Here is a 24,810-nt window from a genome sequence, read left to right as displayed (position 1 = left end):
AAACTCTTTTGTCTGTTGAAGACGTATTAATTCATAATAGCGGCTTCTGATCGTGATTTCGCAGGAATCGAGACATGAATGCCGACCATTTCAATACCGGCGCCTCGCTACGCAGCCGTTTTCTTGAGCTTGAGAACGAGCGCAAACGCAGTTGGGCGCCCGAGGCACTGGCCGTAAACGCCACGCAGCGTGCGACACTGGTTGCCGGGCATGGGCTTCGGCCTCATGTCAGCGTAGGTGACATCCTGCCACCGGCTGATCTGACCACGGTGGAAGGCCGCACGATCACGCTCGATGACCTGAGTGCGCAGGGACCAGCCGTTGTGGTCTTTTTCCGCTTTGCCGGATGTCCCGCCTGCAATATTGCGCTGCCGCACTACCGTGACACGCTCTGGCCTGCATTGCAGGCGGCCCATATTCCGCTTGTCGCAATCTCGCCGCAGCCCCCTGCCCTGCTTGGGGAAATTGTTACCCGGCACGAACTGCCTTTCCCCGTCGCAACCGACAGCCATCTCGCCCTCTCGCGTGCATTGGGGCTCACTTATGTGTTCGATGCGCCATCGCGCCATGCGGCGGAAGCAAAAGGCGGCACCAGCCAGGACCTGAACGGCACGGAATCCTGGGAACTGCCCAAACCCGCCGTGCTGGTGATCGAACCCGGCCGGATCGTGCGGTTTGCCGATATTTCACCCGACTGGATGGAGCGCACGGAAACACCGGCGATCCTGTCCGCGCTGGGCCTGCCCGTAAAGGAAAGTTTCCATGCAGCCTGATGTCATGGCACCTGTGGGTGAACCATCAGGGGTGACGGATGATCTGTTCCGTCATGCCATGAGCCGGTTGGGTGCGCCTGTTACCATCGTGACCACCAGCGGCCCGGCGGGCCGGCAGGGACTGACCGTATCCGCCATAACCAGCGTGAGTGATGCGCCGCCCACGGTGCTTGTCTGCCTTAACCGCGACAACCGCTCCCATGCGGCATTCATTCGGAATGGTGTGGTCGGGATCAGCCTGCTTTCGCGCGGGCATGAAGGCATTGCAGGCCTGTTTGCCAGCAGCCGCCGCACGCCGGATGAAAAATTCGCATCAGCGGACTGGCGGACCGATGTAACCGGCGCACCCTTGCTGGCTGATGCCCTGGTCACGCTCGATTGCACCATTGCCCTCATTCATGCCGCCAGCACGCATGACGTGCTGTTCTGCACGGTAGAGGCCATTCATGTTCCCCCCACTGGCAAGACCGGGCTGACGTGGTTCAACCGCCAGTTCCATGCCCTGCCCCTGCTCCCGGCCTGAAAACCAGCCCAGAAAAAACCGGCCCAGAAAAACCGGCCCAGAACAAGGTTTTCCGATGTCCACATTCTCCCGAATTTCCCGGCGGACGGCCCTGACCTCCCTCACCGGGCTGAGCGTTGCCGCACTCATGCCCGGCCAGCCGCCCCGCGCCCGTGCGGCAGGTGAAATGCCCGGCATGGACGCTGATGGGAGCTGTGCGGGAACACAAGGGAGCGGGAACATCGCGCCACTGCCAGGCCCACCCCGCAAGCTGACCATTGCGTGGAATGAAACGGCACTCTGTGTCGCGGCCATACCGGTTGCCAGGGAGAAAGGCTTTTTTGCCCGCTACAATCTTGATGTTGATTATGTCAATTTTGGCGGTGCCACCGACCAGTTGCTCGAAGCCCTGTCAACCGGAAAGGCGGATGCGGCCCCCGGCATGGCGCTGCGCTGGCTCAAGCCATTGCAGCAGGGTTTTGATGTCAAGCTGGTGGGCGGGCTGCATGCAGGCTGCATGTACATGCTTGTGCCCCCGGGCAGCGCCATACGGCAACTGACGGACCTGCGCGGCAAGACCGTGGGGGTTACGGATATCGGCGGGCCGGACCGGAATTTCTTTGGCATCCGCCTCAAGCAGGCTGGCGTGGACCCCGAAACCGAGGTGCAGTGGCGGCAGTATCCCGCCGACCTGCTGCCGCTCGCACTCCAGCGCGGGGATGTGCAGGTCATCACGGATTCCGATCCGTTTACCTATGTGCAGAAACGGCAGTTCGGGCTTGTCGAGATCGACAACAACATGAAGGACGCCTGGGCCCATGCGGCCTGCTGCGTGATCGGCCTGCGGGGCAGCCTGATCCGTAATGATCCGCAGGTGGCCGCAGCCGTCACCCGCGCCATACTGGATGCGGGCGCGTGGCTGGCGTGCAACCCCGATGAAGCCGGGCGCATCTTCAAGCCCTATGCCCCCAGGGTCAGCGCCGAGGACCTGGCGCAGATGATCCGGATTGAAGGCCATCACCACCAGAGCGTGGGGCCGAAATTCCATGATGAAATCGTCCAGTATGCCAATGCGCTAAAGGATATCGGCGTCTTCCGCCCTTCCCTTGATAGCGCGCGTTACGCCAACCGTGTCACACAGGACCTGTTCAGCACATGACCCAGACAACGTCCTTCCCCCTGCATGACATCGCAACCGCGCCGGACACGGCCACCGCTCCCCGCCGGGCATGGCGACCCGGCCTTCTGCCCTGGCTGGCGGGGCCGGCCTGGTGCTGTGCTGCTTTTGTGACATGGTTCTGGCCCGATGCCGATGATTTCCCGGCCACTGACAGTCTTGCCATTGCATGCGCAATCATTGGCATCGTTCTTGTGCCAGTTGCACTGTTGCCGCGCTTTTCGGCCAAAGCGCCGTGGATGATCGCCCTCGCCCTTGGCCTTGCGGCATGGGAAGGGGTACAGGCCAAGCTGCTGCTGCTGCCCCGCCCCTTTTTTGGCACGCCGCAGGACCTGCTGGATGTATTCGTAACGGACTGGCGCAAGCTGGGCGACAGCCTGCTCCATTCACTGGGCCTGCTCGCGGTTGGGTACATCACGGGGGCCGTACTGGGGGTTGTCATCGGGGTCGGACTGGGCCGTTCGGCGCGGTTCCGCTACTGGGTGCAGCCCATCATCAGGCTGGTCGGCCCGCTGCCGCCCGTTGCCCTGCTGCCTCTGGCCTTTGTGATCATTCCCTCAAGCTGGGCGGCAAGCGAGGCACTGATGACGCTGGCCTCGGCCTTTCCGGTCATTGTGCTGACATGGTCGGGCATCTCGGCGGTGGACCCGGCCTATTACGACGTGGCCCGCACCATGGGGGCACGCGACCGCTTTCTGGTTTTGCGTGTGGCACTGCCCGCGGCGGCCCCGCAGATATTCGTGGGCCTGTTCATGGGGCTGGGCATGTCCTTTGCCATGCTGGTCGTGGCTGAAATGCTGGGCGTCAAGTCGGGGCTTGGCTTTTACATGCAATGGGCACAGGGATGGGCGGCCTACCCCAACATGTATGCCGCCCTTGTGGTCATGTCCCTGATGTGCACCGGGCTGATTACCATTTTGTTCCGTATACGTGACCGTATTCTTGGCTGGCAGAAGGATGGACTGAAATGGTGAACGCCACCACGCCCGCGCTGGGTATCCTGCTTGATGATGTAAGCCATGGTTATGATATCGGGGGCCGCTTTACCCCCGTTCTGGAAAATGTGAACCTGAACATTGCGCCGGGTGAGTTCATTGCCCTGCTCGGCCCTTCGGGCTGCGGCAAATCCACGCTGCTGCGGCTGGTGGCTGGCCTTGAAACGCCGCGTGCCGGTCGCATGCTGGCCGATAGCGCCCCCATAACCGGCCCCGGCCCTGACCGGATTGTCATGTTCCAGGACCCGACCCTTTACCCCTGGCGCACCGTACGGGCCAATGTCGCCCTCAGTCAGGATATTTCGGGCAGGGTCGACAGGGCTGCGGTGGACGCCGCCATTACCATGGTCGGGCTGCAGGGGTTTGAAAATGCCTGGCCGCACCAGCTTTCTGGCGGCATGGCGCAGCGGGCCGCACTGGCCCGCGCGCTGGTCAATAATCCGCGCCTGCTCATTCTCGATGAACCCCTTGGCAAACTGGACAGCCTGACACGGCTGACCATGCAGACCGAACTGCTGCGCCTGTGGCAGGATCGGGGCTTTACCGTCATCATGGTCACGCATGATGTGGAAGAAGCGTTATTGCTGGCCACCCGGGTCATTACCTTCAGTGCGCGCCCGGCCAGTGTCGTGTCGGATATCACCATCGACCTGCCCTATCACCGTCATCGTGATGATCCGCACCTGCTTGCCTTGCGCCGCGACATTCTGGTCCAACTCGGCCATAGCGCGGACTGGTAGCAGCACAGAGCGGCGCGCATGCCGGGTTCTTTCGGCCTGGCATGCTTTTTTGGGCATTCTCCGTGCCAGACAGGCGCGCATTCTGGCAGGCGCGGCGTGCCCGCGCTGATGGAAGCGGGCCAGAACCCGCCATGCCGTTCCGGCTATCGCTGGCCGGGACATCTTCCGGCTTTATCGGCCGGAAAGATTGAAAGTCCGGGGCCGCGGCGCATACGCCCCGCGGCCCCTGTCATCTCATCAACAGTTCCTGCATCCGTCACGCGCGGCAGTCACCCCGTTCATTCTAAAGAACACTCACCTTTCGCCACAGATCCACTTTTCCGTCTCGGGCATGCTGATCGATCTGGTCCAGTTCCTCTGGCGTAAAGCTGGTATTTTTCAATGCATCGAGCGAATTATCCAACTGCTGGACAGTGCGGGCACCGATCAGGGCTGACGTAATGCCCGGCATGCGCAACACCCATGCAATGGCCATCTGCGCCAGTGTCTGCCCGCGTGCCGCCGCGATAGCGTTCAAGGCCCGAACATGAAGAAGATTTTCCTCACTCAGCATCGTGTCGGCAAACGAAGTACCGGCTGCCGCGCGCGATGCGGCTGGTACACCGTCAAGATATTTGTTGGTCAATAAACCCTGGGCAAGGGGAGAGAACGCTATGCAGCCCACGCCCAGTTCTTCAAGTGTTTCAAGAAGGGATACTTCTATCCAACGATTGAGCAGGGAATATGAAGGCTGATGGATCAGAAGCGGTATCTTTTCAGCTTTCAGCAATTCGGCTGCCTGGCGCGTGCGCTCCGGACTGTAGGAGGAAATGCCAATATAAAGGGCTTTCCCCTGCCGAACCAGTTGGGCCAAGGCACTGACAGTCTCTTCCAACGGCACATCTGGTGTCGGGCGGTGGGAATAGAAGATATCGACATAATCCACGCCCATGCGGCGCAGGCTCTGTTCTGCTGATGCCAGGACATGCTTGCGTGACCCGCCAGAACCATACGGGCCAGGCCACATATCCCACCCCGCCTTGGATGAAATAATGAGTTCATCGCGGTGATGCGCAAAATCTTTTTTTAGAATTGTACCAAAGTTTTCTTCTGCCGACCCGTATGGCGGCCCATAATTATTTGCCAGATCAAAATGCGTTACGCCCCGATCAAATGCCCGCCGGATGACCGCACGCCCGGTTTCAAACACATCCGTACCGCCAAAATTATGCCATAACCCGAGGGAAATGGACGGCAGCCGAAGGCCTGAACTACCACAGCGACGAAATTCCATTCCATCATAACGCTGCGCCGCGGGGAACCAGTTCATGTTCTCTCCTTAGTAAAAAATGAGAAGATGCAGGCTGCCTGACGCATTCTGCATCAAAAAAAAATACCACTATATTATATCACATATACGTAACAATGCCGTATATGTTTTTCATAAATAATGTCAATTAAAGCCAATGTCGATCCCGGCAAAGACACTGAGGCCATCACCCGGCAACATGGCGGCCACTTCTTTACCGGCAGCCTGGTAGGATGGAATGACGGCAGTAGCGTAATGCTTGTTGGCAAGGTTGTGCAGATCGACATATACCATGCGGTGCTTGCCCGGCCACTGATATCCGATCTGGAAATTGTAGATATGATAGGGTGCAGCCCTATATGTATTATCGTATGATGCTTCAACAGATGAAGAAACCTGTGCATCGGCAGCAATGTAGAACCCGTTTTTCATATCCAGGTGCAATTGCCCCTGGTAGAAATGGGCAGGGATGCCAGGCAGCCTGTTATGCCCGAATGTCGGGTCATGATTGAAGCGGAAGTCCTGATAAGTATAGGCCTGCCGCAGGGAAACAACCCCGCCGGACCACTGATACAGTACGGAATGCGTCGAGAATTCAACACCCTGATGCGTGGTCGGCGATGCATTAGCATTCAGCACTTCATTATAGAGCTGCGATTCCGGGGTCATTACTGACAGTAACTCGTTCCGTATCGCGCTATGATAATAGGTAAGGCTCCAGTCCGTACCACGCCAGTTGCCCTCCGTACCCACTTCAAACGTGGTCGAGGTGGAAGGCTTGATGTTAGTTCCACCTGCATTCTGTCCTGTTGCAAGACCTGAAGTATAGAGTGGTCCTGTCAGGTAGCGCCATATTGTCTGCGGTTCCTCACCTCTTGTTACATTGCCATAGAACTGGATGTGCGGATTGACAACATACCGAAAACCCGCCCGGGGTTGAAAATATAGGGATTGGGTATGAAGATCGGAATATGTCGGATAGGTGACAGCGATCTGCCGTGGCGCATAGGTCAGCGCGCCTGCCGTTGTCAGCCAGAAGTTATGAAAAAGCTCGTAATTATTGCTTATATGGAAAGTCGTGGTGCTCCCGCCAAAGGTATCATGCGAAATAAGCTGGCCAACATGCGCACCATAGCTTGCATAATGCGTCAGATCCTTGACGCTCTGCGTTTCCCACAGGCTCAGGATCGCTGTGGTGTAAACCCCGACATGCGTCTCACTTTTACGGCCGAACAGCGTATCGGACCGGGTATAGTCCAGCATGCCGGATGCATTCTGGATACCATACTGAAGGCGCGTAAACTGCAGGCGATGATCCATCGGGGTATTCTGGTAATCAAATCCAAGCGTGAATTTTGAACCATCGCTAAAATGAATATTCGTCCTGTCGCCTACAAAATAGCTGCCCGGTTCAAGCGTGTGCGTGCCGTACCCATTCGTGCTGGTGTTGCCATAGCCTTTCTGGGCCTGCGTGGGGTCCTGCGCAATCTGGCTGCGGGTCAGGTAACCCGGATACCCTTCATCCGTCTGCCGATAGCGAACGAACAGCCGCGTATCCACATGATCGCTGAGCTTGTAACCAAAATTGAAATTGACACCAAAGCTGGATGTTTTTGTATTCTGCTGATACCCACCACGATATGCATTGGTCACGCTGAGATAATAATCAGCCTTGCCATAAACCCCACCTGAACTGAGCTGTTCCTTGACGTAACCAAAACTGCCTGCCTCTACGCGCGCATGGTAGCGATCGGCATCATAACCGGTCTTGGAGACATAGTTGATCGCCCCGCCAAGCAGCGTGCCGCCCATGTCAATGGCGTTACCGCCACGCAATACTTCAGTATACTGCACGCCCAGCGGCTCCTGCAGTTCATTGACCGCACCGGCCGTTGTGGTCAGTGGCAGGCCATCAAAGAAGAAATTAATGCCATAGCGCGTAGCGGACAGGCCATCCTGCACACCGGAACCGCGCACCGAAATGCGCAGGTCATCCCCGCCGCATACGGCCTGGGCAAACAGGCCGGGCTGGAATTTGAAGATATCCGCATTCGTCGCGTTACTGCGCTTTGCCGTATCTTTCGAGTCAATGATACTGGTGCCGCCGGGTATTTTCTTCAGGTTGTTCCATGCCGCTTCAACCTTGCCTGAACGATGGTGATGCACCATGATCTTTTCGCTGGGCATGGCCGCCATTGCCGCTTCCGATTCAGGCTCATGCGCCCTGTGGGCGGCAAGGTTCCCGTCAGTTCCGGCCTTTCCTGCGGGGAGGTCATGTACGCGTTCATCCGCCCACGCTTTTCCATGGATCAGTGTTGAGCAGGACAGGATGACCATGAAAGAAAAATGCGAAAACGCAGGCGCAACAGCGCGCATAGGGCGGTAAGACATAAAAAGGTCCTTAATATTTAAGGCAGAATAAATAACCATGCATGGAACAGGTTTTTATACTGTGGGCAGACCAAGGTTGGTGCGCAGATACGGACTGGCATAATCGGTTTTGAACAGGCCACGGCGCTGGAGTTCAGGCACGACCAGATCAACAAAGTCCTCCATGCCGGTCGGCGCGGAAGTGAACATGATATTGAAACCATCTACCGCTCCGGCCTCGAACCATTCTTGCATATGATCGGCAATATCCCCCGCACTCCCGACAATCAGGCGATGCCCGCCCGCGATAAAGAAGCGCAGGATGTCATCCGTTGTGGCCCGCCGTTCACGGATCCATCTCGCAATCAGGCTCTGCCGGCTTTTGTGTGAATTGGTCTGTGCCAGATGATCCGGCAGGGTCACGGGCTGGCCCTTGGGCCAGTGTGCCAGATCAATGCCAAGACTGGCGTAGCTGGCCAGGCCATTCAGTGTTGCTTCATGATCAAGATAGGCAAGGTAGCGCTCGAATTTCCTGTGCGCATCCGCTCGCGTTTTACCCACGATTGGCGCAAGGCCTGGCAATACACGCAGGTTGGCGGCGCCACGACCGTATTTCTGCGCACGCGCGATCAGTTCATTACGGAACGCAAGGGCGTGCGCACGGTCATATTCCGCCGTATAGATCACTTCCCCGATGCGGGCGGCAAGTTCTTTGCCATCATCGGATGAACCGGCCTGGGCAATGACCGGCTGGCCTGCCTGCGCGATACGGGGCGGCGCATTGAGCGGCCCCTGCACGGCGTAGAATTCGCCCTTGTGATTGAGCGTATGGACCTTGGCAGGATCAAGCCACTGCCCGGTTCCCTTGTTGCGCACGATCGCATCTGGCTCGACACTGTGCCACAATCCCGTCACGACATCACAAAACTCGTGTGCGCGCCTGTACCGTTCAGCATGGCCGACATGCCCGGGCAGGTTGAAATTCTCACCTCCCCCCGTTGCCGTTACAACATTCCACCCTGCCCTGCCCCCGCTCAGGTGATCAAGCGAGAGCACCTTGCGGGCGATATTATAAGGTTCATTGAATGTGGTGCTGGCGGTGCCGATCAGGCCGATCCGTTTTGTCACAACCGCCAGTGCAGCCAGCAGCGTGAACGTATCCCATCGTGGAAAACCGGGGCGGCGGGCCAGTACCGCAGGGTCAGGTATGGGCAAGACATTATCGTAGAGAAAAATGCTGTCGAATTTTCCACGCTCGAGGATCTGCACATACTGACTGTATCGTTCAAAATTGATATCAGCATCGACATCCGCCTCAGGCAGGCGCCATGCATCCCCATTTGTACCGCCACCCCCCAGATATGCGCCCAATACCAGATGCTCACGCGGCCGACCGGAGTGAGATGTCATTTCATGCTTCCTTGGTGAATAATTAATCTTATTTCACGATATCCAGCATGCTCTGTATTGACGATAAAATAATACAAAAGTTCGGTGTTAATTTATTTAATGAATATAATTTCCTGTATTTTTATTTATGCTTTCATATTGTCTATTATGATCAATCTGTTTTTTTTGGGGAAAATCCGGCTATCGCGCAATAACGCAGGTTTTCAGGGAACAGGAATACCCATGAGGCAAGAGGTATTCATGAGCCGAAAATTGTAGCCAATACGCCTTGACCGGGGGTTTGGAGCCGCTCCCCATCGTGGCGCAGGCGCAGATACTGCACAACCGGCCGGAAGATGGTGTCATACCGGCAAAAAACGGCATGCCCGTCATGACAAATGACAGAACCGGAGGCTGCCTGAAAAATCAGCCTTGAAAACGTTCCGTCATGCTCAAAAAAAATGCCGCCCTTAAAAGGCGGCATCCGGAAGCTTTGATGATTTAACGCATTTCTCAAAAGGTGTCCGGTCAATGGCTGACAGCCTGCCCGCCCGGACCAACGCACAGGACAGGGATCATGAGATCCCTGCCCTGCTCCGTCTCAAATACCGCTTATGTTTTGACGCGTTGGCTCAGAAATCGAGCGACGTCTTGACATAATACATGCCGCCATTGAACCCGTAGGGGGAATAGGACGCGTATTTTGCAAGGCCCTGCTGCGACTGGGCAATGGCGGGGGAAACACGGGTCGGGTATTTGTTGCCAAGGTTGTTGGCACCGATGCCAATGGTCCAGCGCGGCACGGGCTTGTAGTCAATTTCCATGTTGGTGATGAAAGCGGGGTTCTGCTCGAACGGCACGGACCCCGGACCTGTCGGCGCCGCCATGTAGATCATGGAGCCATAGCGCATTTCCTGCACGAAGACCGACCACTTCTTGTACTGCCAGTTCACGCTGATCTGCTCGCGGTTTTTAGGCGCGGCATGCAGCACCATTTCCTTGGTATATTCGTTGACCAGGTTGTTCTTGCTCGAACGGATTTCGTTATCCGAGAAGTTGATGCCCATGGCAAAACGGAACTTGCCGTAACGGTGGGTAGTGAGAGTGTAGTCAGCGGTCAGGTCGCCACCGAATGTCTGGGTATTATACAGGTTGGCATAGTAACTGAGCGAAGTCACATTGCCCAATCCATAATCATTACCCGCGGCGACCGGAAAACTTGCGGAGCTGCCCAGCCGGTCATTGATGGCGATATAGTACAGGTTGCCTGCTAGGTGGAAACCATCCACGGGGTTTGCATCAATACCAATGGTATAGCTGCGTGAGTACTCGCCCTTCAGGGCAGTTGCGCCATAGGACTTGGCCAGAGCACTGGTGGAGGGAAGCTGATCCACGACATAACCGGGATAGGGCGCCGAATAGAAATACGAAATCTCACCCAGCGTTGGCGGACGGTAGCCGGAATTGATGTTGGCGCGGATGGCCCAGCGCTTGTTGAAGTTGTAGCGCGTGCCGACCGAACCGGTCTCGACGGTTGCCATGTTGCTGTAGCTGGCAACGCGGCCACCCAGGGTCCATTCCCACTTCTTGGTTATATAGAAATCAAGGTTGGCAAAACCTTCGTACACGTCACGGTCCGTGTTCGATACGGCCAGCGCCGGGTTGCCGGGGTGATCGGTTGCGCCCTGTCCACTGAACGAATTGGGCTCACCTTCAGTCATCTGGAAGGTATCATGGCGGTATTCCGCACCGAACCGCAGGTTGATGTCCTTGGGCAGCAGGCCGGTATGGAACGAACGCGAGCCCCTGAGCCCGGTTGTCAGTTCGGTCGAGATCGACTTGCCATCATAAAAGGATGTCTGGGTCGGGTCGAATTCATATGCGCTGCCAGACAGCGAGGCATTTTCGGAATCCTTGGTGCCGTATGTCTGCTGGTCACGCCCAAACGTTACGTACGCATCCCATGCAAAGCCGAATTTGCGCGTGCGGATGCCGTCATCGGTCTCGAAGTCGTACTGGTCCATGGTGATGTAGGGCTGGTCACCATTGGGGTAAAGCGACGGGTTGACCCAGATATCATTACCATTATTGGCGCGATAGGTTTCCGGCACATTGGCACGGCGGTGCGAGAAGGTGGACGTGCTGTAGAAGTTGAACCCATGCCCCAGGGGCACGGACATGTTCTCGCTCAGGGTTTCAAGCGTGCTCTTGGGCAGGCCCAGGCCACGCTGCACGTTACGGTCCGCCGTGGCATTGCGCGTGGCATCGTTAAAGAGGGTGCCATAGTAATCGCCGCCACGGGTGGTGGGCAGTTGGTGGGTCACCTGTGCCGCAAGGTCAAGGTAGCCGCCCTTGTTGCCCAGCGCCATGGCGTAGCTGGCCGAGCCATCAAGCGCCTGGCCATCGCCCGCGTAATAGCCGCTGTTCTTGAAGTTGACGGTGCCACCATGCGTATCGCGCTTGAGCACGATGTTGACCGCGCCCGCAATGGCATCCTGCCCGTACAGCGCGGAGGCGCCTTCGGTCACCACTTCGATATGGTCGATCGCGGTAATGGGAATCAGCGAGATATCCGCTGGTTCACTACCCCAGTTGGTACCTGCGTTGGCGTTGAAGTTCGCCCCAATATGGCGGCGATGGCCGTTGACCAGGATCAGCGTATCATCGGGTGACTGGCCGCGCAGCTGCATGGTCTGGACAAAGGAACTGGCACCACCACCGGGCAGGGCGGCAGTGGTAATGGCCGGATTGGCCTGTGCCAGCGCGGACAGCACATTGCTCTGGCCGGTCTTGAGCAGTTCCTCCCCCGTTACGACCGTAACCTGCGTGGTGCTGTGTCGTGGCGTGCTGGGGGAAAAGACGGAATTGGTCTGGTGGCCACCGACATGGATTTCTTCGGGGTTGCCCGAGGCCCGCAGGGCCGCAGGCACGGCCTGCCTGGGGGCGGCGACCTTCTTGTCAGTGGTGATCCGATAATGTTTCTGCGCCGACGAAACGGTAGCCGTCGCGGCCTCGCCCATTGCCGGCACGAACGTGCCCAATGCCACCCCGGCCACCAGATATAACTTGCGCTTTGACAGGCCTGACATCTGTCTTCCCCCCCCCCTGAAACTCGACCGAACGTTCCGTAATGAATATGTGCGAGGTTATGATGCGCGTCCGTTATGATTTGGCGTCATATGAATTATTGATATGTTCGGGAACCAGATTGTTTCTTACTTGCATACGAAAGAATTATATAATTGAAAACGCTTCGGGTTTTGCCGATGCGTTGCTTTTTTGCATAATACATTGCAAGTATCAGCCCCCTGCCGCAGGCAGGGGCGTACAGCCGCATGCGGGCCTGACAGAAGCCGTGCCGCGCCATCGCGCCATGGCACCCGCCTATGGCACAATATGTTGACAGTTAAAGAAAAATCCCTAATGTCAAGGTCATAAATTCACCACCTATACCCTTTACGGAGTTCCCGTTGGACATACGCCGACTACAGGCTTTTATTAAAATTATCGATCTTGGCAGCATTTCGCGTGCGGCTGACCTGCTCAATATTGCCCAGCCCGCATTGAGCCAGCAACTGGCCACACTCGAGAATGCTTTCAAACAGAAGCTTGTCATCCGTAGCAAGAGCGGCGTAACCCCCACCACGGCCGGAGCGGAACTGTACCGACATGCACAGACCCTGACCAAGCAGTTCGACCGGGCCATGGTTGAAATCAGCCAGGGCGCGGGGCCGCTGGTGGGCAAGGTCTCGGTCGGCCTGTCCCCTTACAGCGCGGGGTCCACACTCTCGGTCAAGCTGTTGCAGCTCGTGCGCGAGCGCCTGCCCAACATTACCCTGCACCTGACCGAAAGCTTTGATGACATCTACAGCGAACTGATCATGACCGGCCGTCTGGACATGGCCGTGATTCATGGCGCAGGCCCCATCAAGGGCGTCATTTTCACGCCATTGATGAAGGAAGAATTCTTCCTGCTGGCACCGCATGACCTGGAATTCCCCCACAATGAAAAAGGGGCCGTGCAGCTTGCCGACATAGCCAACATTCCCCTGCTGCTGCCGCCCAAACATAATTTTGTGCGCAAGAGCGTGGACATGGCCTTCATGCGCAAGCAGCTTGAACCCTGCATCGTAGCCGAGATCGAGGCGCTGATCACCCTGCAGGGCGCCATAGAGCAGGGCATAGGCAGCACCATCCTGCCCTGGTCGGTTGCCAGCCGCATCGTCGTACCGGGCAAATCACGCATCTTTCCGCTGCACAACCCGGTCATTCAGGAAGATGTGTCACTATGCATTCCCGAAATCATTCCCGAAACCGAGGCCTCGGTCGCCGTACGTGAAATCCTTATCGACCTCGCCAAGGCCATGGCCGCCTCGCATAACTGGCCGGGCACGCAGCCATTCGGCTAAGGCTCAGGCCGGGATGCGCCCGATATTGGGGCGGGTCAGCGCATCGGGCTGCAACAGGGCGGCAAGCTGTTCGGTCGAAAGCAGCCTGTCCTCCACGATCAGGTCCGTCACCTTGCGATCCTGTGCCAATGCGCGCTTGGCAATGGCCGAGCAGACATCGTAACCCAGCACCGGCACCAGTGCCGTAATGATGCCGATATTCAGGTCAAACAGGGCCTAGCACCGTGCCTGGTCGGCACGAATGCCGCTGATGCAGCGCGTGGTCAGGGTTTCGATGGCGGTGCGCAATGTCGCAATGGATGTAAACAGGCAATAGCCAATCATCGGTTCAAACGGATTAAGCTGCAACTGCCCGCCATCGGCACACATGGTAATGGTCAGGTCATGGCCCGCGACCAGATAGGCCACCTGATTGACCGCCTCGGGTATGACGGGATTGACCTTCCCCGGCATGATGGAAGACCCCGCCTGCACCGCCGGCAGCACGATTTCACCCAGGCCCGTGCGCGGCCCGCTTGAGAGCAGGCGCAGGTCGCTGGACATTTTTGACAGTTTGAGCGCCAGGCGCTTGAGCGCGCCCGAAAACAGCACGAATGCCCCTACATCCGATGCGGCCTCGATCAGGTCGGGCGCACTGCTCATGGGCCGCCCGGTCAGGCCGCGCAGTTCCGCCATGACTGTGGGGGCATAACGCGGGTCGGTATTGAGCCCCGTGCCAATGGCGGTGCCGCCAAGATTGACCTGCTCAAAGGCTGCCGCATGGACCTTTATGCTCCTGATTTCACCTGCCACCGCCGTGCGGAATGCCCCGAATTCCTGCCCCAGCGTCATGGGCACGGCATCACGCAACTGCGTGCGGCCAACCTTCAGGATCGCATCAAACGCCCCTGCCTTTTCATCCAGCGCCGCATGCAGTCCCTCAAGGGCTGCGACTAGCGGGTCAACCGCCAGCAGCAGGCCAAGGCGGAGCGCTGTGGGGTACACATCGTTGGTGGACTGTGCCATGTTGACATGATCATTGGGGTGCAGCACGCCGTAGGTGCCCGGCTTTTCGCCCAGCAGCCCAAGGGCAACATTGGCAACGACCTCGTTGGCATTCATGTTGGTCGAGGTACCTGCCCCGCCCTGCATGGCATCGACCACAAACTGCGCGTTATAGGCGGGGTCTTGCAGGATGCGCTGGCAGGCACCATCAATGGCGTTGGCGCGCGTGGGGCCGAGATAACCCAGCGCAAGATTGGCCCGCGCCGCCGCCTGCTTGACCGTGACCAGCCCCTGCACCAGTTCAGGAAAACTGCCGATCGTGGTGCCACTTATGGGAAAGTTGTCCAGCGCGCGCTTTGTGTGCACGCCCCACAGCACGCCGGGGGGCAGCGTGACCTCGCCCAACAGGTCGCGCTCTCGCGCGCCGGAGCGGGCATATTACTCATTTCGGTCCATCCACGTTAAGAATAGTACCAGGGCAGAACAGTGCCAGCATCATGCGCATGTTCGCATGTAACAACACGACTACAGGCCAGATAAAGGCGACGGAGATAGCTAAAAAACCGCAGCAACACCCGGCCTGAGCGGATCAGTCAGGCTGGATCTGCATGATCACGGTGCCATATCCGACCAGCGCGCCGGCCTGCCCCGTCACCTCGGCAACCCTGCCCGCGATCGGCGCGGGAACGGGCACCTGCAGGCTGTCCAGTGTCAGGAGCGCTACAATATCGCCCTGCGCCACCTTCGTGCCTACCGGAGCAAAAGCGCTGTCGCGCTGCGGATGGACCAGGCACAGATGACCAAAATACGGCGTTTTCACTGCCACCAGTCCCGCTCCGGCATCGGGCTGCGCTGCTGGCGGGGCGTGGGCGGGCATTGCCGCCGGTGCGCCCTGCCCCACGCGGATGCGCAGTTTCAGCCCCGCCGCCTCGTTGCACAGTTCCAGACTTTCCAGCCCTGCCTGCGCCAGCCATGTTGCCATCTGGCCAATCTGTTCAGGCTCTGGCAGCCGATCAAAATGGGGCACCACCTGTTCGGAGCGGTTGGTCATGAGGCTGTCCTTTGTGCAAGCCAGCGTTCAAGATAGTGGATATCCACGCCGCCACGCGCAAAGGCGGGGTCGGCCAGCAGGTCCTGATGCAGGGCGATGTTGGTTGACACCCCTTCCACCTTCATTTCCGCCAGCGCCACGCGCATGCGCGCAATGGCCTGCTCACGGGTGGCGCCATAACTGATGATCTTGCCGATCAGCGAGTCATAATACGGCTGCACCGTGTAGCCGGCTACGACATGCGTATCGACCCGGATGCCCGGGCCGCCGGGCAGGTCCCAGCGCGTGATGGTGCCGGGCGAGGGCATGAAGGTGAACGGGTCCTCGGCATTGAGGCGGCATTCAATGGCATGGCCCCGCAGCGGAATATCCGCCTGCGCGATGCCAAGCCGCGCGCCCTGGGCAATGCGCAACTGCTCGGCCACGATGTCGATGCCCGTGGTCTCTTCCGTAATCGGGTGCTCGACCTGCACGCGGGTGTTCATCTCGATAAAGGCGAACACGCCATCTTCATACAGGAATTCGAACGTGCCCGCGCCACGGTAGCCGATCCGCCTGCATGCCTCGGCGCAGCGTGCGCCAATTTCGGCAATGGTTTCGGGGGCGATGCCGGGGGCGGAGGCTTCCTCAAGCACTTTCTGGTGGCGGCGCTGCAGCGAGCAGTCGCGCGCACCCAGCCATAGTGCTGTGCCATGCGTATCGCACAGAACCTGAATTTCGATATGGCGCGGCTTCTGCATGAAGCGTTCGAGATACAGCGTCGGGTTGCCGAAGGCCTGCTCGGCTTCCTTGGCGGTCAGGGTCACGGCCTGCGCCAGGTCCTCCACGCGCTCGACCACGCGCATGCCGCGCCCGCCGCCGCCGCCCGATGCCTTGACGATGACCGGAAAGCCAACCTCCAGCGCAATGGCCTTCACGGCGTCCATATCGGCAGGCAGCGGCCCGTCCGATCCGGGCACGCAGGGCACACCCGCCTCGCGCATGGCGCGCTTGGCGGTAATTTTGTCGCCCATCATGCGGATGGAGGCCCCCGTGGGACCGATGAAGGTCAGGCCCGCTTTTTCCACCGCATCGGCAAAATCAGCATTTTCCGACAGGAAGCCGTAGCCGGGATGAATGGCCTGCGCCCCGGTCAGCCGGGCGGCGAGCAGCAGCCCGTCAGGGTCGAGATAGCTGCGGGCCGCAGCCGCCGGGCCAATGCACAGGGCCACATCGGCCTCATGCACATGGCGGCTGTCGGCATCGGCTTCGGAATACACGGCCACCGTCTCCAACCCGAGCTGGCGGCAGGCGCGCTGGATGCGCAGGGCAATCTCGCCGCGATTGGCGATCAGCACGCGGCTGAAACGTGGGGTCTCACTCATGCCAGCTGGAACAGGGGGGTGCCTGCCTCTACTTCGGTGCCGTCTTCCACCAGCACGGCGGCAATCCTGCCAGCCTGCTCGGCACGAACGGCGTTGAACACCTTCATCGCCTCGACCAGCCCGACTTCCTGCCCGGCCTGCACGTCCTGCCCCACCGTGACGAATGGCGGCGCCCCCGGTGCGGGCGAGAGATGGAACACGCCATAGGAGGGAGCGGTGATGACCGCCGCCTCCGCCACGGGTGCCACGGCTGGCTGCGCGGCCGCAACGGGTGCCGGAGCTGCCGCCACGGGCGGGGCGGATGGCGCACCCACAGGCTGCGCGCCGCCGCCACGGGTGATGCGGATATGGCAGCCGCCTTCCTCGACCTCCAGCTCCGTAACCGGAGCCGTGGCCAGCAGGTCGATCAGCCGCCTGACATGCGTGAGATCCACTGCCCTTACGCCGCGCCGGATGTCTTCTTGGCGAAGTTCAGCCCGCCCACGACCTGCATGGTGGGCAGCACTTCCATGAAGCTGACATTCATGCGCTGCGGCGACATGACGGCAAAGGCGACGGAGTTTGCAATATCCTCGGGCAGCAGCGACTCATATTCATCAAAGAAACGCTTCCTGGCTTCTTCCATGTTGCCGATCAGGCGGCCGAACACCTCGGTTTCGCACCGCGCGGGCGAGACTTCGGTCACGCGGATGCGGTGGCCGAACAGGTCGCAGCGCAACTGCTGCGAGAGCGAATGCACGCCCGCCTTGGTGGCATGATAGACCGTATTGCCGCCTGCAAAGGCATAATGACCTGCAATGGAGGTGATGTTGACGATATGGCCACGATCACGCTCGATCATGCCTGCCACCACGAGGCGGGTCAGTTGCAGCACCGCGCGCAGGTTCACGTCCACCAGCGCATCGATATCCTCGGGCGTGGTGTTGGTTATGTTGCCCGTGCGCGACTGCCCGGCGTTGTTGACCAGGATGTCGATCTCGAGCCCCTTGACCAGCGCCTCGATCCCGGCCTGATCGGACACGCTCACGGCATGCACGACGCAGCCGGTCTCCTGCGACAGCTGCTCCAGCCGGGCCGCGTCACGCGCCAGGGCATGAACCTCGATCCCTTCCTGCGCCAGGCGGCGCACGATCTGCGCGCCAATACCGGAAGAGGCGCCAGTGACGAGGGCGGTACGATACGGCTGGTTGCTCATGGTAAGAAAACCCGATCCTGAACAGAGAAACTAACACCACCCGGCCCCACAGCGGATACCGGATGCTCAGCTATTGATTTTTATGCTAACCACCATGGACAACAAGCGCCAAGAGCACTTCGTTCTCACGCCATAACATAATATGATGGCCCTGCTATCCTGCTGAGCCATAAGATTATTCAATAGCCTCACAACCACAATTGCACTGGCCATCGTTACGGAAACGGCCATAGTCTTGCACCTGGCACCTCATGCCGCGAAACCTATATTGTTACGGTTCAGGCTCAATAACCAGCGCCGTTCCAGGGACTGTGTATTTTGAACACGGATATAAAGAACGATGTGGCGCGCAATACGGCTGCCGCGCCTGCCATAAGCATGATCGGCACGCGCGCCATGCTGTTCGAGGCGCCGGGTGATTTCACCATGGCCCACCAGCGCCGCATCTGGGCACTGATGGACGCGGCACAGGCCCGGCCCGACGTGCTTGAACTCATTCCCGGCGTGACCAACCTCATGCTGATCTTTTCCGCCCCGCCCAAAAGCCCGCAGGCGGTGGCGGAGTGGCTGTGCCACGCCTGGAACACCCTGCCCGAGCGGCATATCGAGGGGCATCTGTTCGAGATCGGCGTGCGCTATGGCGGCGCGCTGGGCGAGGATCTGGCCGCCGTGTGCGCCCATTCCGGCCTGTCGGCGCAGGAGGTCATCTCCATCCATCACGGCAGTGAATACACGGTCTGCGCCATTGGCAGCGCGCCGGGCTTTGGCTACCTGCACGGGCTTGACCCACGCATTGCAACGCCGCGCAAGACCGTGCCATCGCTGAACATGCAGGCCGGGACCGTCATCATCGGCGGCATGCAGGCCGGCATTTCCGCGCTGACGGGGCCAAACGGGTGGAATTCCATCGGGTTTACCGACCTGCGCGTGTTCGATCCAACCAAACAGCCCCCTGCCCTGTTTGCCGTTGGCGATCGCATCCGCTTCTACCCCGAAAGCATCGAGCTGTGATTACGATCCTTGAAACATCCGCCCTGAACACGGTGCAGGATCTCGGCCGCCCCGGCTACCGCAACCTGGGCGTGGGCACGTCTGGCGCGATGGACACGCTCGCCCTTCAGGTCGGCAATATCCTGCTGGGCAACCAGATGGATGATGCCTGCATCGAACTGCAGACCTATCCCTTCGTGCTGCGCTTTGACGCACCCGCCACCTTTGCGGTGACGGGCATTGATGCCGCAATCGAACTCGATGGCCACACCCTCCTGCCCTGGATGGTCGCGACGGCAGCAGCCGGTCAGGTGCTGCGTATCGGCCCGCCCAAAGCGGGCGCGCGCGGCTATGTCTGTCTTGCAGGCGGCATCGAGGTGCCGGTGGTGCTGGGCTCGCGCAGCACGCAGCTACGTGGCAGCTTTGGCGGGCTTGACGGCCGCCCGCTGGAGGCAGGCGATACGCTCAGGACCACAGGCGTCACGCTGGATGTGGCGGGCTATGGCGCCCTGCCCCCCGCTGCCGCGCTGGATGCCGTAGCAGACGAGGCGGATGCCAGGGTCATCAACCTGCGCGCGATGCCCGCAACCGATTATGCCCTGTTCACGCCCGAAGCCCAGAAGCGGCTGTGGGATACCCCATGGCGCATTACACCACAGAGCAACCGCGTGGGCTACCGCCTGCAGGGCGCCCCGCTTGAATTGCGCCACCGGGTTGAACTGCGCTCTTACGGCGTGATCGCCGGCATCGTGCAGGTTCCGCCCGCGGGCGAGCCGATCGTGCAACTGGCCGACGCCAATACCGTGGGTGGCTATCCGCGCATCGCCACCGTGATCGAGGCCGACCTGTGGCGGCTGGCGCAGGCGCGCATCGGCTGGCGCATCCGCCTGCATGAATGCAGCTTTAGCGAAGGTGTTGCCGCCATGCAGCCGGTCAACGCCTATCTCGACGACCTGCGCATGATGGTTGCCCATTACCGCTCATCCGCCCGCTGCCGTGCTGGCATGAAATCTGGAGCCAAGGCATGAAGATCGACCTCAATTCCGACATGGGCGAAGGTTTTGGCCGCTGGCGCATCGCTGATGATGACGGGCTGATGGAGACCGTCTCGTCAGCCAACATCGCCTGCGGCTTCCATGCCGGTGACTACGCCATCATGGACCGCACCGTGCGGCTGGCAAAGGAAAAGGGCGTGGGCATTGGCGCCCATCCCGGCCTGCCCGACCTGATGGGCTTTGGCCGCCGCACCATGGCCGTGTCCGACGCGGATATGGAATCCATGATGTGCTACCAGATCGGCGCGCTGCAGGGCATTGCCGCCCGCCATGGCCACCGGGTCACGCATGTCAGCTACCATGCCGCCTTCGGTAACATGGCCAATGCGGATGAGGCCCTTGCCCTGCGCCTGACCCGTGCCATTGCAGCACTTGACCGGAACCTGAGCGTGTTCTGCATGCCCGGCCAGGCGACCGAGCGCGCCGCCGAGAAGGCGGGCCTGCGGGCACAGACCCTGTTCCTGGCCGATCGTGCCTATACCACCGCCGGCACGCTGGTGCCGCGCGGGCAGCCGGGTGCTGTCATCCATGACCTGGCGGGCGTGCGCGCACGCGTGAAGCAGTTCCTGCAGGACGGCTCGGTCACGACCATTGACGGCGCGCGCCTGCCGGTCAGGGCACAGTCGATCCTGGTGCATAGCGATACGCCCGGGTCACTCGAACTCGCCCGCGCCATCCGCGCGGAAATCGAGGCCAGTGGCGGCGTGCTCACCCCCGCCTGCCAGCTTGGGGACTGAGGGCGCACGCCACCCATAAGAATTTTCTATTGCATCGCAACGAACACCTATGACCCGGAATCCATCCCCTGCGTTACGCTGTCGCAACATGAAGCCTGCGGGGGTATCCGGCAGCATTGATTGATGAAGCGCGCCGCTGTCCATGTCGTGCATCGAGGTACGGATCAAATGAAGCATGACCTGAAACGTGGCGCCCTTCTTCTAGCATCGGCAACGTTCTTTACCGCTGCCCTCAATGCCCTGCAGAAACTGACCGGCTCCACGCTTCCCGCACTCGAGATCATTTTCTTCCGCAACCTGTTTTCGCTGCCCTTCGTGCTGCTGATTGCCTCACGCTCCGGCATCGTGCTCAAAACACAGCATTTTGGCGGGCATGTCCTGCGCTCGGTCGTGGGGCTGATCAGCATGATCATGGTCGTGATCACCGTGACCCGCCTGCCGCTGGCCGAACAGCAGGTCCTGTCCTATACGCAGCCGCTGTTCCTGGTCCTGCTGTCCATTCCGCTGCTGCATGAGCGCCCTTCGGTCCAGCGCTGGATTGCGGTCTCGCTCGGGTTTTCGGGCGTGATCGTGGTGGCTCTTGGCAAGGGGCTGCTGCATGGCCATGGCGCGACGGGGGCTGCCGTGCCGAACTGGGCCTATTTCGTAGCCCTGGCGCAGGGGGCCGTGGGCGCGCTGACCACCATGCAGATCCGCCAGCTTTCGGCTACGGAATCCAGCACCACCATCGCCCTGTGGCAGGCCATCCTCATGACGGTCATGACCGCGCTGCCGCTGCCCTTCATCTGGACCACGCCCGGCCTGACCGAGGCGGGCTGCCTTGTGGCCGTGGGTGCATTCGCCGGTATCGCGCAGGTGCTCCAGACCGAGGCCTTCGCCTCGGCGCAGGTCTCCGCCATCGGGCCATTTGCCTATTCCGGCCTGCTATGGGCGGCGCTGATCGGGTGGTTCGGGTTTGGCGAGATACCCGGCATTGCCATGGGCATTGGCGGCCTGCTGATCATTGGCTCCGGCGTGTGGATGCTGCGCCACGACCGCCCGGCCAGGCAGAAAGTAGTGGCCGAAGGCACGATGGATGCGGCCACCGGCACCCCGCCCTGATCGCGCCGCCCCGCATCTGTCATCCCCTCCCCCTTGTAATTCATGGCACACCAGGAGTCCTACAGCGTGACAACAGGTGAAATGACCACCGACGCACGAAGCAGGCGCGCAATTCCTGCCCGCTACGTGTTCTTCTTTCTTGTCTTCCTGATGTACGCCATCAGTTATGGCGACCGTGCGGCGCTCTCCATCGCCCTGCCCACGATGGGCAAGGAGTTTTCGCTGACACCGGTGCAGATGGGCTGGGTCTCGTCGAGTTTCCTGTGGTCATATTTCCTGCTCAACCTGCCCTCGACCATCGTGCTCGACATGGTGGGCGCGCGCACCATCGGCAGCCTGGCCGTGGGCGTGTGGTCCTTTGCCATGCTGCTTGGCGGCATGGCGCAGAACATTACCCAGTTCCTGATGACCCGCGTGCTGCTTGGCGTGGGCGAGGCGCCGACCTTTGGCGTGGGGGCCACGGTTGTGCGCAACTGGGCGCAGCCACGTGAGCGCGGATCGGTCATGACCATGCTGCTTACGGGCATGCAGCTCGGGCTGGCGGGCGGCACGATTGCGGGGGCCTACCTGATCACGTTCTTCGGGTGGCGGTGCGAGTTCATGGCGCTTGGCGGCATCGGCATCGCCTGGGCGCTGGTGTGGTGGCTGGTGTACCGTAACCCGAAGGAAAAACCCGACGCCACCCCGCGCAAGCCCATTACGGCCCGCGAGATCAGGAACCTGTTCCGCTCCTCTTCCTTTCTGGGGATACTCGCGGTGCAGTGCACCCAGAACTATCTGAACTTTCTGGTCATGTCATGGATGCCGCTGTACCTGATCCATGAGCTGCACATCAACACGACCGGCACGGGCAACAGCACGGCGCTGTGTTATCTGGCCGCAGCCATTGGCGCGGTCGTTATCGGGCGCATTCTCGAACATCTGGTCTTTCGCAGGGGCATTCATCCGCCCAACCGGCGTTTTGTTGTCGCAACCTGCCTGCTGGGGGCTGCCACGATCGGGCTGCTGCCGCATTTTCATACCATGATGCCCATCCTGCTTGTGCTGTCTGGCGCACTGGCGTGCCTGATGGCGGCCAATGGCGCCAATACCGCCCTGCTGACCGACATGGTGGAAGATGGCGGCAAAATGGGTGCCGTAACGGGTGTGACCCTGACATGCAGCAATTCGCTGGGGCTGCTCTCGCCCATCCTGACCGGGTATATCGTGGCCTGGACCGGCAGCTTTGACATGGCATGGTATATGTGCGCCGCAGCCCTGCTTGTCGCGGCCGGGCTGTCACTCGCCATGGTGCGCAACCCAATCCGGATGGACGGGTAAGGAAAAACGCCCTGGCCTTCATAGGATTGTTGTATGGGGCCAGACGGTTTTCACCGGTATCTAACCCGTAGCGAAACGATCTACGATAGCCATGAACATCCAACATACTGTTGCATTGCGTAAAAGTGGAGAACGTGTCTGATGCCCGGGTTTGCTGATCGACTGAATGGAATTGGGATTTCGGCCTCCGCCGCGATGACCGACAAGGCATCGGCACTGAAGGCTGAAGGGGTTAAGATCATCAGCCTGTCATCGGGCGAGCCGGACTTCCCCACGCCCGGGCATGTGGTGGATGCCGCCATTGCCGCAGCCCGCGCGGGTGATACCAAATACCCGCCGCAGGACGGCAAGCCCGCGCTGAAAAAAGCGGTCCAGGCCAAGTTCCAGCGTGAAAACCACCTTGATTACGCCCTGAACGAGATCCTGGTGGCCAACGGCGCCAAGCAGATCATCTATGATGCCATGATGGCCACCATCAACCCCGGTGACGAGGTGGTCCTGCCCACCCCGAGCTGGATCAGCTATGCCGATATTGCCCGCCTTGCCGGGGCGCGCATCGTTTCCGTGCCCTGCCCTGCCGAAGGCGGGTTCCGCCTCTCGGCCGCAGCGCTTGAGGCGGCCATTACGCCCAAGACCAAGTGGCTGGTGCTCAACTTCCCCGGCAACCCCACCGGCGCGTGCTGCCCGCGCGCGGACATGGAAGCCATTGCTGCCGTGCTCATGAAGCATCCGCAGGTCTGGATCATGACCGATGATATCTATGAGCACCTGATCTATGACGGCTTCACCTTCTGCACCATCGCCGAGGTCGAGCCGCGCCTGAAGGACCGGGTGCTCACCGTCAACGGCGTATCCAAGGCCTATGCCATGACCGGCTGGCGCGTTGGCTATTGCGGTGGCCCGCGCGCGCTGATCGCCGCCATGAACAACATGCAGGGCCAGTCGACGAGCGGCATCAACACGCTGGCACAGGCGGCTGCGGTCGCGGCGCTGAACGGCCCGCAGGACTTCCTCAAGGACCGCGCAGCCGAATACCAGGCCCGGCGCGACCTGGTGGTTTCGCTGCTCAACGCCATTCCCGGCGTGCAGTGCCATACGCCGCAGGGCGCGTTCTATGTCTATCCCGACATCAGCGGCTGCATGGGCAAGACCTCGGCGGGTGGTCGCCTGATTGCAACCGATGCCGATTTCGTCATGGCCCTGCTTGAAGAACAGCAGGTTGCCTCCGTGCAGGGCGCAGCCTACGGCATGAGCCCGTTCTTCCGCATTTCCTATGCGACCGACACCGCCACCCTGCGCGAAGGCTGCCGCCGGATCGCAGCCTTTGTGGATGGGCTGAAGTAAACTCCGGCCCGGGCCGGACAGAAACG

Annotated in this window: 21 protein-coding genes and 1 pseudogene; 12 read left to right on the top strand and 10 right to left on the bottom strand. The window is 60.1% G+C overall.

Annotated features, from left to right (window positions below):
* Window positions 1–74: 74 nt before the first annotated feature.
* Genes HNW77_RS02705 through HNW77_RS02685 form a run of 5 tightly spaced genes read left to right on the top strand, consistent with a single transcriptional unit; the run spans window position 75 to window position 4,187 of the window.
* Window positions 75–773 carry a peroxiredoxin-like family protein gene (locus tag HNW77_RS02705; RefSeq protein WP_172155144.1) on the top strand — a complete coding sequence of 233 codons (699 nt, stop codon included), beginning with the start codon at window positions 75–77 and terminating at the stop codon, window positions 771–773.
* Entirely contained in the window at window positions 763–1,296 is a 534-nt protein-coding gene (locus HNW77_RS02700; RefSeq protein WP_172155143.1) for a flavin reductase, read from the top strand. Before HNW77_RS02705 ends, HNW77_RS02700 begins: the two co-directional genes overlap by 11 nt.
* A gap of 55 nt (window positions 1,297–1,351) precedes the next feature.
* The gene (locus HNW77_RS02695; RefSeq protein WP_172155142.1) at window positions 1,352–2,434 is read left to right on the top strand and encodes an ABC transporter substrate-binding protein; all 1,083 of its coding nucleotides are present in this window, start codon (window positions 1,352–1,354) and stop codon (window positions 2,432–2,434) included.
* On the top strand, window positions 2,431–3,426 hold the full coding sequence (locus tag HNW77_RS02690) for an ABC transporter permease (RefSeq protein WP_172155141.1): 996 nt from the start codon (window positions 2,431–2,433) through the stop codon (window positions 3,424–3,426). The genes HNW77_RS02695 and HNW77_RS02690 overlap by 4 nt, the downstream gene beginning before the upstream one ends.
* Window positions 3,420–4,187 (top strand): ABC transporter ATP-binding protein, encoded by a 768-nt coding sequence (locus HNW77_RS02685; protein WP_172155139.1) that lies wholly within the window; start codon window positions 3,420–3,422, stop codon window positions 4,185–4,187. Before HNW77_RS02690 ends, HNW77_RS02685 begins: the two co-directional genes overlap by 7 nt.
* A 283-nt stretch (window positions 4,188–4,470) precedes the next feature.
* Here the strand turns inward: HNW77_RS02685 and mgrA are convergent, their stop codons facing one another.
* The 5 genes from mgrA to HNW77_RS02660 all read right to left on the bottom strand — a co-directional run bounded on the left by mgrA (window position 4,471) and on the right by HNW77_RS02660 (window position 12,323).
* Window positions 4,471–5,496, bottom strand: a complete 1,026-nt coding sequence (mgrA, locus tag HNW77_RS02680) for an L-glyceraldehyde 3-phosphate reductase (protein ID WP_172155137.1) — start codon at window positions 5,494–5,496, stop codon at window positions 4,471–4,473.
* Between the two features lie 123 nt (window positions 5,497–5,619).
* Window positions 5,620–7,866: a TonB-dependent receptor family protein gene (locus HNW77_RS02675; protein ID WP_172155135.1), complete on the bottom strand. Its 2,247-nt coding sequence runs from the start codon at window positions 7,864–7,866 to the stop codon at window positions 5,620–5,622.
* A gap of 54 nt (window positions 7,867–7,920) precedes the next feature.
* Window positions 7,921–9,255 (bottom strand): NtaA/DmoA family FMN-dependent monooxygenase, encoded by a 1,335-nt coding sequence (locus HNW77_RS02670; RefSeq protein WP_172155133.1) that lies wholly within the window; start codon window positions 9,253–9,255, stop codon window positions 7,921–7,923.
* Between the two features lie 238 nt (window positions 9,256–9,493).
* Entirely contained in the window at window positions 9,494–9,766 is a 273-nt protein-coding gene (locus tag HNW77_RS02665; RefSeq protein ID WP_172155131.1) for a hypothetical protein, read from the bottom strand.
* Between the two features lie 100 nt (window positions 9,767–9,866).
* Entirely contained in the window at window positions 9,867–12,323 is a 2,457-nt protein-coding gene (locus HNW77_RS02660) for a TonB-dependent receptor plug domain-containing protein (protein WP_172155129.1), read from the bottom strand.
* A 381-nt stretch (window positions 12,324–12,704) separates the two neighbouring features.
* On the opposite strand from HNW77_RS02660, the gene HNW77_RS02655 reads away from it, so the two are divergent.
* On the top strand, window positions 12,705–13,643 hold the full coding sequence (locus HNW77_RS02655; protein WP_172155127.1) for a LysR substrate-binding domain-containing protein: 939 nt from the start codon (window positions 12,705–12,707) through the stop codon (window positions 13,641–13,643).
* 3 nt (window positions 13,644–13,646) lie between these two features.
* Here the strand turns inward: HNW77_RS02655 and HNW77_RS02650 are convergent.
* The 5 genes and pseudogenes from HNW77_RS02650 to HNW77_RS02630 all read right to left on the bottom strand — a co-directional run bounded on the left by HNW77_RS02650 (window position 13,647) and on the right by HNW77_RS02630 (window position 18,237).
* Window positions 13,647–15,035, bottom strand: a pseudogene (locus tag HNW77_RS02650) (aspartate ammonia-lyase).
* Between the two features lie 181 nt (window positions 15,036–15,216).
* Window positions 15,217–15,678 (bottom strand): biotin/lipoyl-containing protein, encoded by a 462-nt coding sequence (locus HNW77_RS02645; RefSeq protein WP_172155125.1) that lies wholly within the window; start codon window positions 15,676–15,678, stop codon window positions 15,217–15,219.
* A complete protein-coding gene (accC, locus tag HNW77_RS02640; RefSeq protein ID WP_172155123.1) occupies window positions 15,675–17,042 on the bottom strand; it encodes an acetyl-CoA carboxylase biotin carboxylase subunit in 1,368 nt (455 codons plus the stop codon). Before accC ends, HNW77_RS02645 begins: the two co-directional genes overlap by 4 nt.
* Window positions 17,039–17,476 (bottom strand): biotin/lipoyl-containing protein, encoded by a 438-nt coding sequence (locus HNW77_RS02635; protein ID WP_172155121.1) that lies wholly within the window; start codon window positions 17,474–17,476, stop codon window positions 17,039–17,041. Before HNW77_RS02635 ends, accC begins: the two co-directional genes overlap by 4 nt.
* Before the next feature lie 5 nt (window positions 17,477–17,481).
* Window positions 17,482–18,237 (bottom strand): SDR family oxidoreductase, encoded by a 756-nt coding sequence (locus tag HNW77_RS02630; protein ID WP_172155119.1) that lies wholly within the window; start codon window positions 18,235–18,237, stop codon window positions 17,482–17,484.
* A 378-nt stretch (window positions 18,238–18,615) separates the two neighbouring features.
* On the opposite strand from HNW77_RS02630, the gene pxpB reads away from it, so the two are divergent.
* The 6 genes from pxpB to HNW77_RS02600 all read left to right on the top strand — a co-directional run bounded on the left by pxpB (window position 18,616) and on the right by HNW77_RS02600 (window position 24,784).
* On the top strand, window positions 18,616–19,248 hold the full coding sequence (gene pxpB / locus HNW77_RS02625; RefSeq protein WP_172155301.1) for a 5-oxoprolinase subunit PxpB: 633 nt from the start codon (window positions 18,616–18,618) through the stop codon (window positions 19,246–19,248).
* Window positions 19,245–20,255 carry a 5-oxoprolinase/urea amidolyase family protein gene (locus HNW77_RS02620; protein WP_172155117.1) on the top strand — a complete coding sequence of 337 codons (1,011 nt, stop codon included), beginning with the start codon at window positions 19,245–19,247 and terminating at the stop codon, window positions 20,253–20,255. The genes pxpB and HNW77_RS02620 overlap by 4 nt, the downstream gene beginning before the upstream one ends.
* On the top strand, window positions 20,252–21,019 hold the full coding sequence (locus HNW77_RS02615; RefSeq protein WP_172155115.1) for a LamB/YcsF family protein: 768 nt from the start codon (window positions 20,252–20,254) through the stop codon (window positions 21,017–21,019). The genes HNW77_RS02620 and HNW77_RS02615 overlap by 4 nt, the downstream gene beginning before the upstream one ends.
* A gap of 168 nt (window positions 21,020–21,187) precedes the next feature.
* Window positions 21,188–22,120 (top strand): DMT family transporter, encoded by a 933-nt coding sequence (locus HNW77_RS02610; RefSeq protein ID WP_172155113.1) that lies wholly within the window; start codon window positions 21,188–21,190, stop codon window positions 22,118–22,120.
* A gap of 81 nt (window positions 22,121–22,201) precedes the next feature.
* On the top strand, window positions 22,202–23,440 hold the full coding sequence (locus HNW77_RS02605) for an MFS transporter (RefSeq protein WP_172155291.1): 1,239 nt from the start codon (window positions 22,202–22,204) through the stop codon (window positions 23,438–23,440).
* Between the two features lie 141 nt (window positions 23,441–23,581).
* Complete coding sequence (locus HNW77_RS02600) at window positions 23,582–24,784, top strand: pyridoxal phosphate-dependent aminotransferase (protein WP_172155111.1); 1,203 nt, start codon at window positions 23,582–23,584, stop codon at window positions 24,782–24,784.
* Window positions 24,785–24,810: the final 26 nt, after the last annotated feature.

This window comes from Komagataeibacter melomenusus (assembly GCF_013155395.1).
Lineage (GTDB): Bacteria > Pseudomonadota > Alphaproteobacteria > Acetobacterales > Acetobacteraceae > Komagataeibacter > Komagataeibacter melomenusus.
This window is presented reverse-complemented; position numbering and strand designations above follow the sequence as displayed.

Coding starts and splice junctions, on each gene's coding strand:
- HNW77_RS02705 (WP_172155144.1), top strand. CDS start 75: ATGAATGCCGACCATTTCAATACCGGCGCCTCGCTACGCAGCCGTTTT.
- HNW77_RS02700 (WP_172155143.1), top strand. CDS start 763: ATGCAGCCTGATGTCATGGCACCTGTGGGTGAACCATCAGGGGTGACG.
- HNW77_RS02695 (WP_172155142.1), top strand. CDS start 1,352: ATGTCCACATTCTCCCGAATTTCCCGGCGGACGGCCCTGACCTCCCTC.
- HNW77_RS02690 (WP_172155141.1), top strand. CDS start 2,431: ATGACCCAGACAACGTCCTTCCCCCTGCATGACATCGCAACCGCGCCG.
- HNW77_RS02685 (WP_172155139.1), top strand. CDS start 3,420: ATGGTGAACGCCACCACGCCCGCGCTGGGTATCCTGCTTGATGATGTA.
- mgrA (WP_172155137.1), bottom strand. CDS start 5,496: ATGAACTGGTTCCCCGCGGCGCAGCGTTATGATGGAATGGAATTTCGT.
- HNW77_RS02675 (WP_172155135.1), bottom strand. CDS start 7,866: ATGTCTTACCGCCCTATGCGCGCTGTTGCGCCTGCGTTTTCGCATTTT.
- HNW77_RS02670 (WP_172155133.1), bottom strand. CDS start 9,255: ATGACATCTCACTCCGGTCGGCCGCGTGAGCATCTGGTATTGGGCGCA.
- HNW77_RS02660 (WP_172155129.1), bottom strand. CDS start 12,323: ATGTCAGGCCTGTCAAAGCGCAAGTTATATCTGGTGGCCGGGGTGGCA.
- HNW77_RS02645 (WP_172155125.1), bottom strand. CDS start 15,678: ATGACCAACCGCTCCGAACAGGTGGTGCCCCATTTTGATCGGCTGCCA.
- accC (WP_172155123.1), bottom strand. CDS start 17,042: ATGAGTGAGACCCCACGTTTCAGCCGCGTGCTGATCGCCAATCGCGGC.
- HNW77_RS02630 (WP_172155119.1), bottom strand. CDS start 18,237: ATGAGCAACCAGCCGTATCGTACCGCCCTCGTCACTGGCGCCTCTTCC.
- pxpB (WP_172155301.1), top strand. CDS start 18,616: ATGATCGGCACGCGCGCCATGCTGTTCGAGGCGCCGGGTGATTTCACC.
- HNW77_RS02615 (WP_172155115.1), top strand. CDS start 20,252: ATGAAGATCGACCTCAATTCCGACATGGGCGAAGGTTTTGGCCGCTGG.
- HNW77_RS02610 (WP_172155113.1), top strand. CDS start 21,188: ATGAAGCATGACCTGAAACGTGGCGCCCTTCTTCTAGCATCGGCAACG.
- HNW77_RS02605 (WP_172155291.1), top strand. CDS start 22,202: ATGACCACCGACGCACGAAGCAGGCGCGCAATTCCTGCCCGCTACGTG.
- HNW77_RS02600 (WP_172155111.1), top strand. CDS start 23,582: ATGCCCGGGTTTGCTGATCGACTGAATGGAATTGGGATTTCGGCCTCC.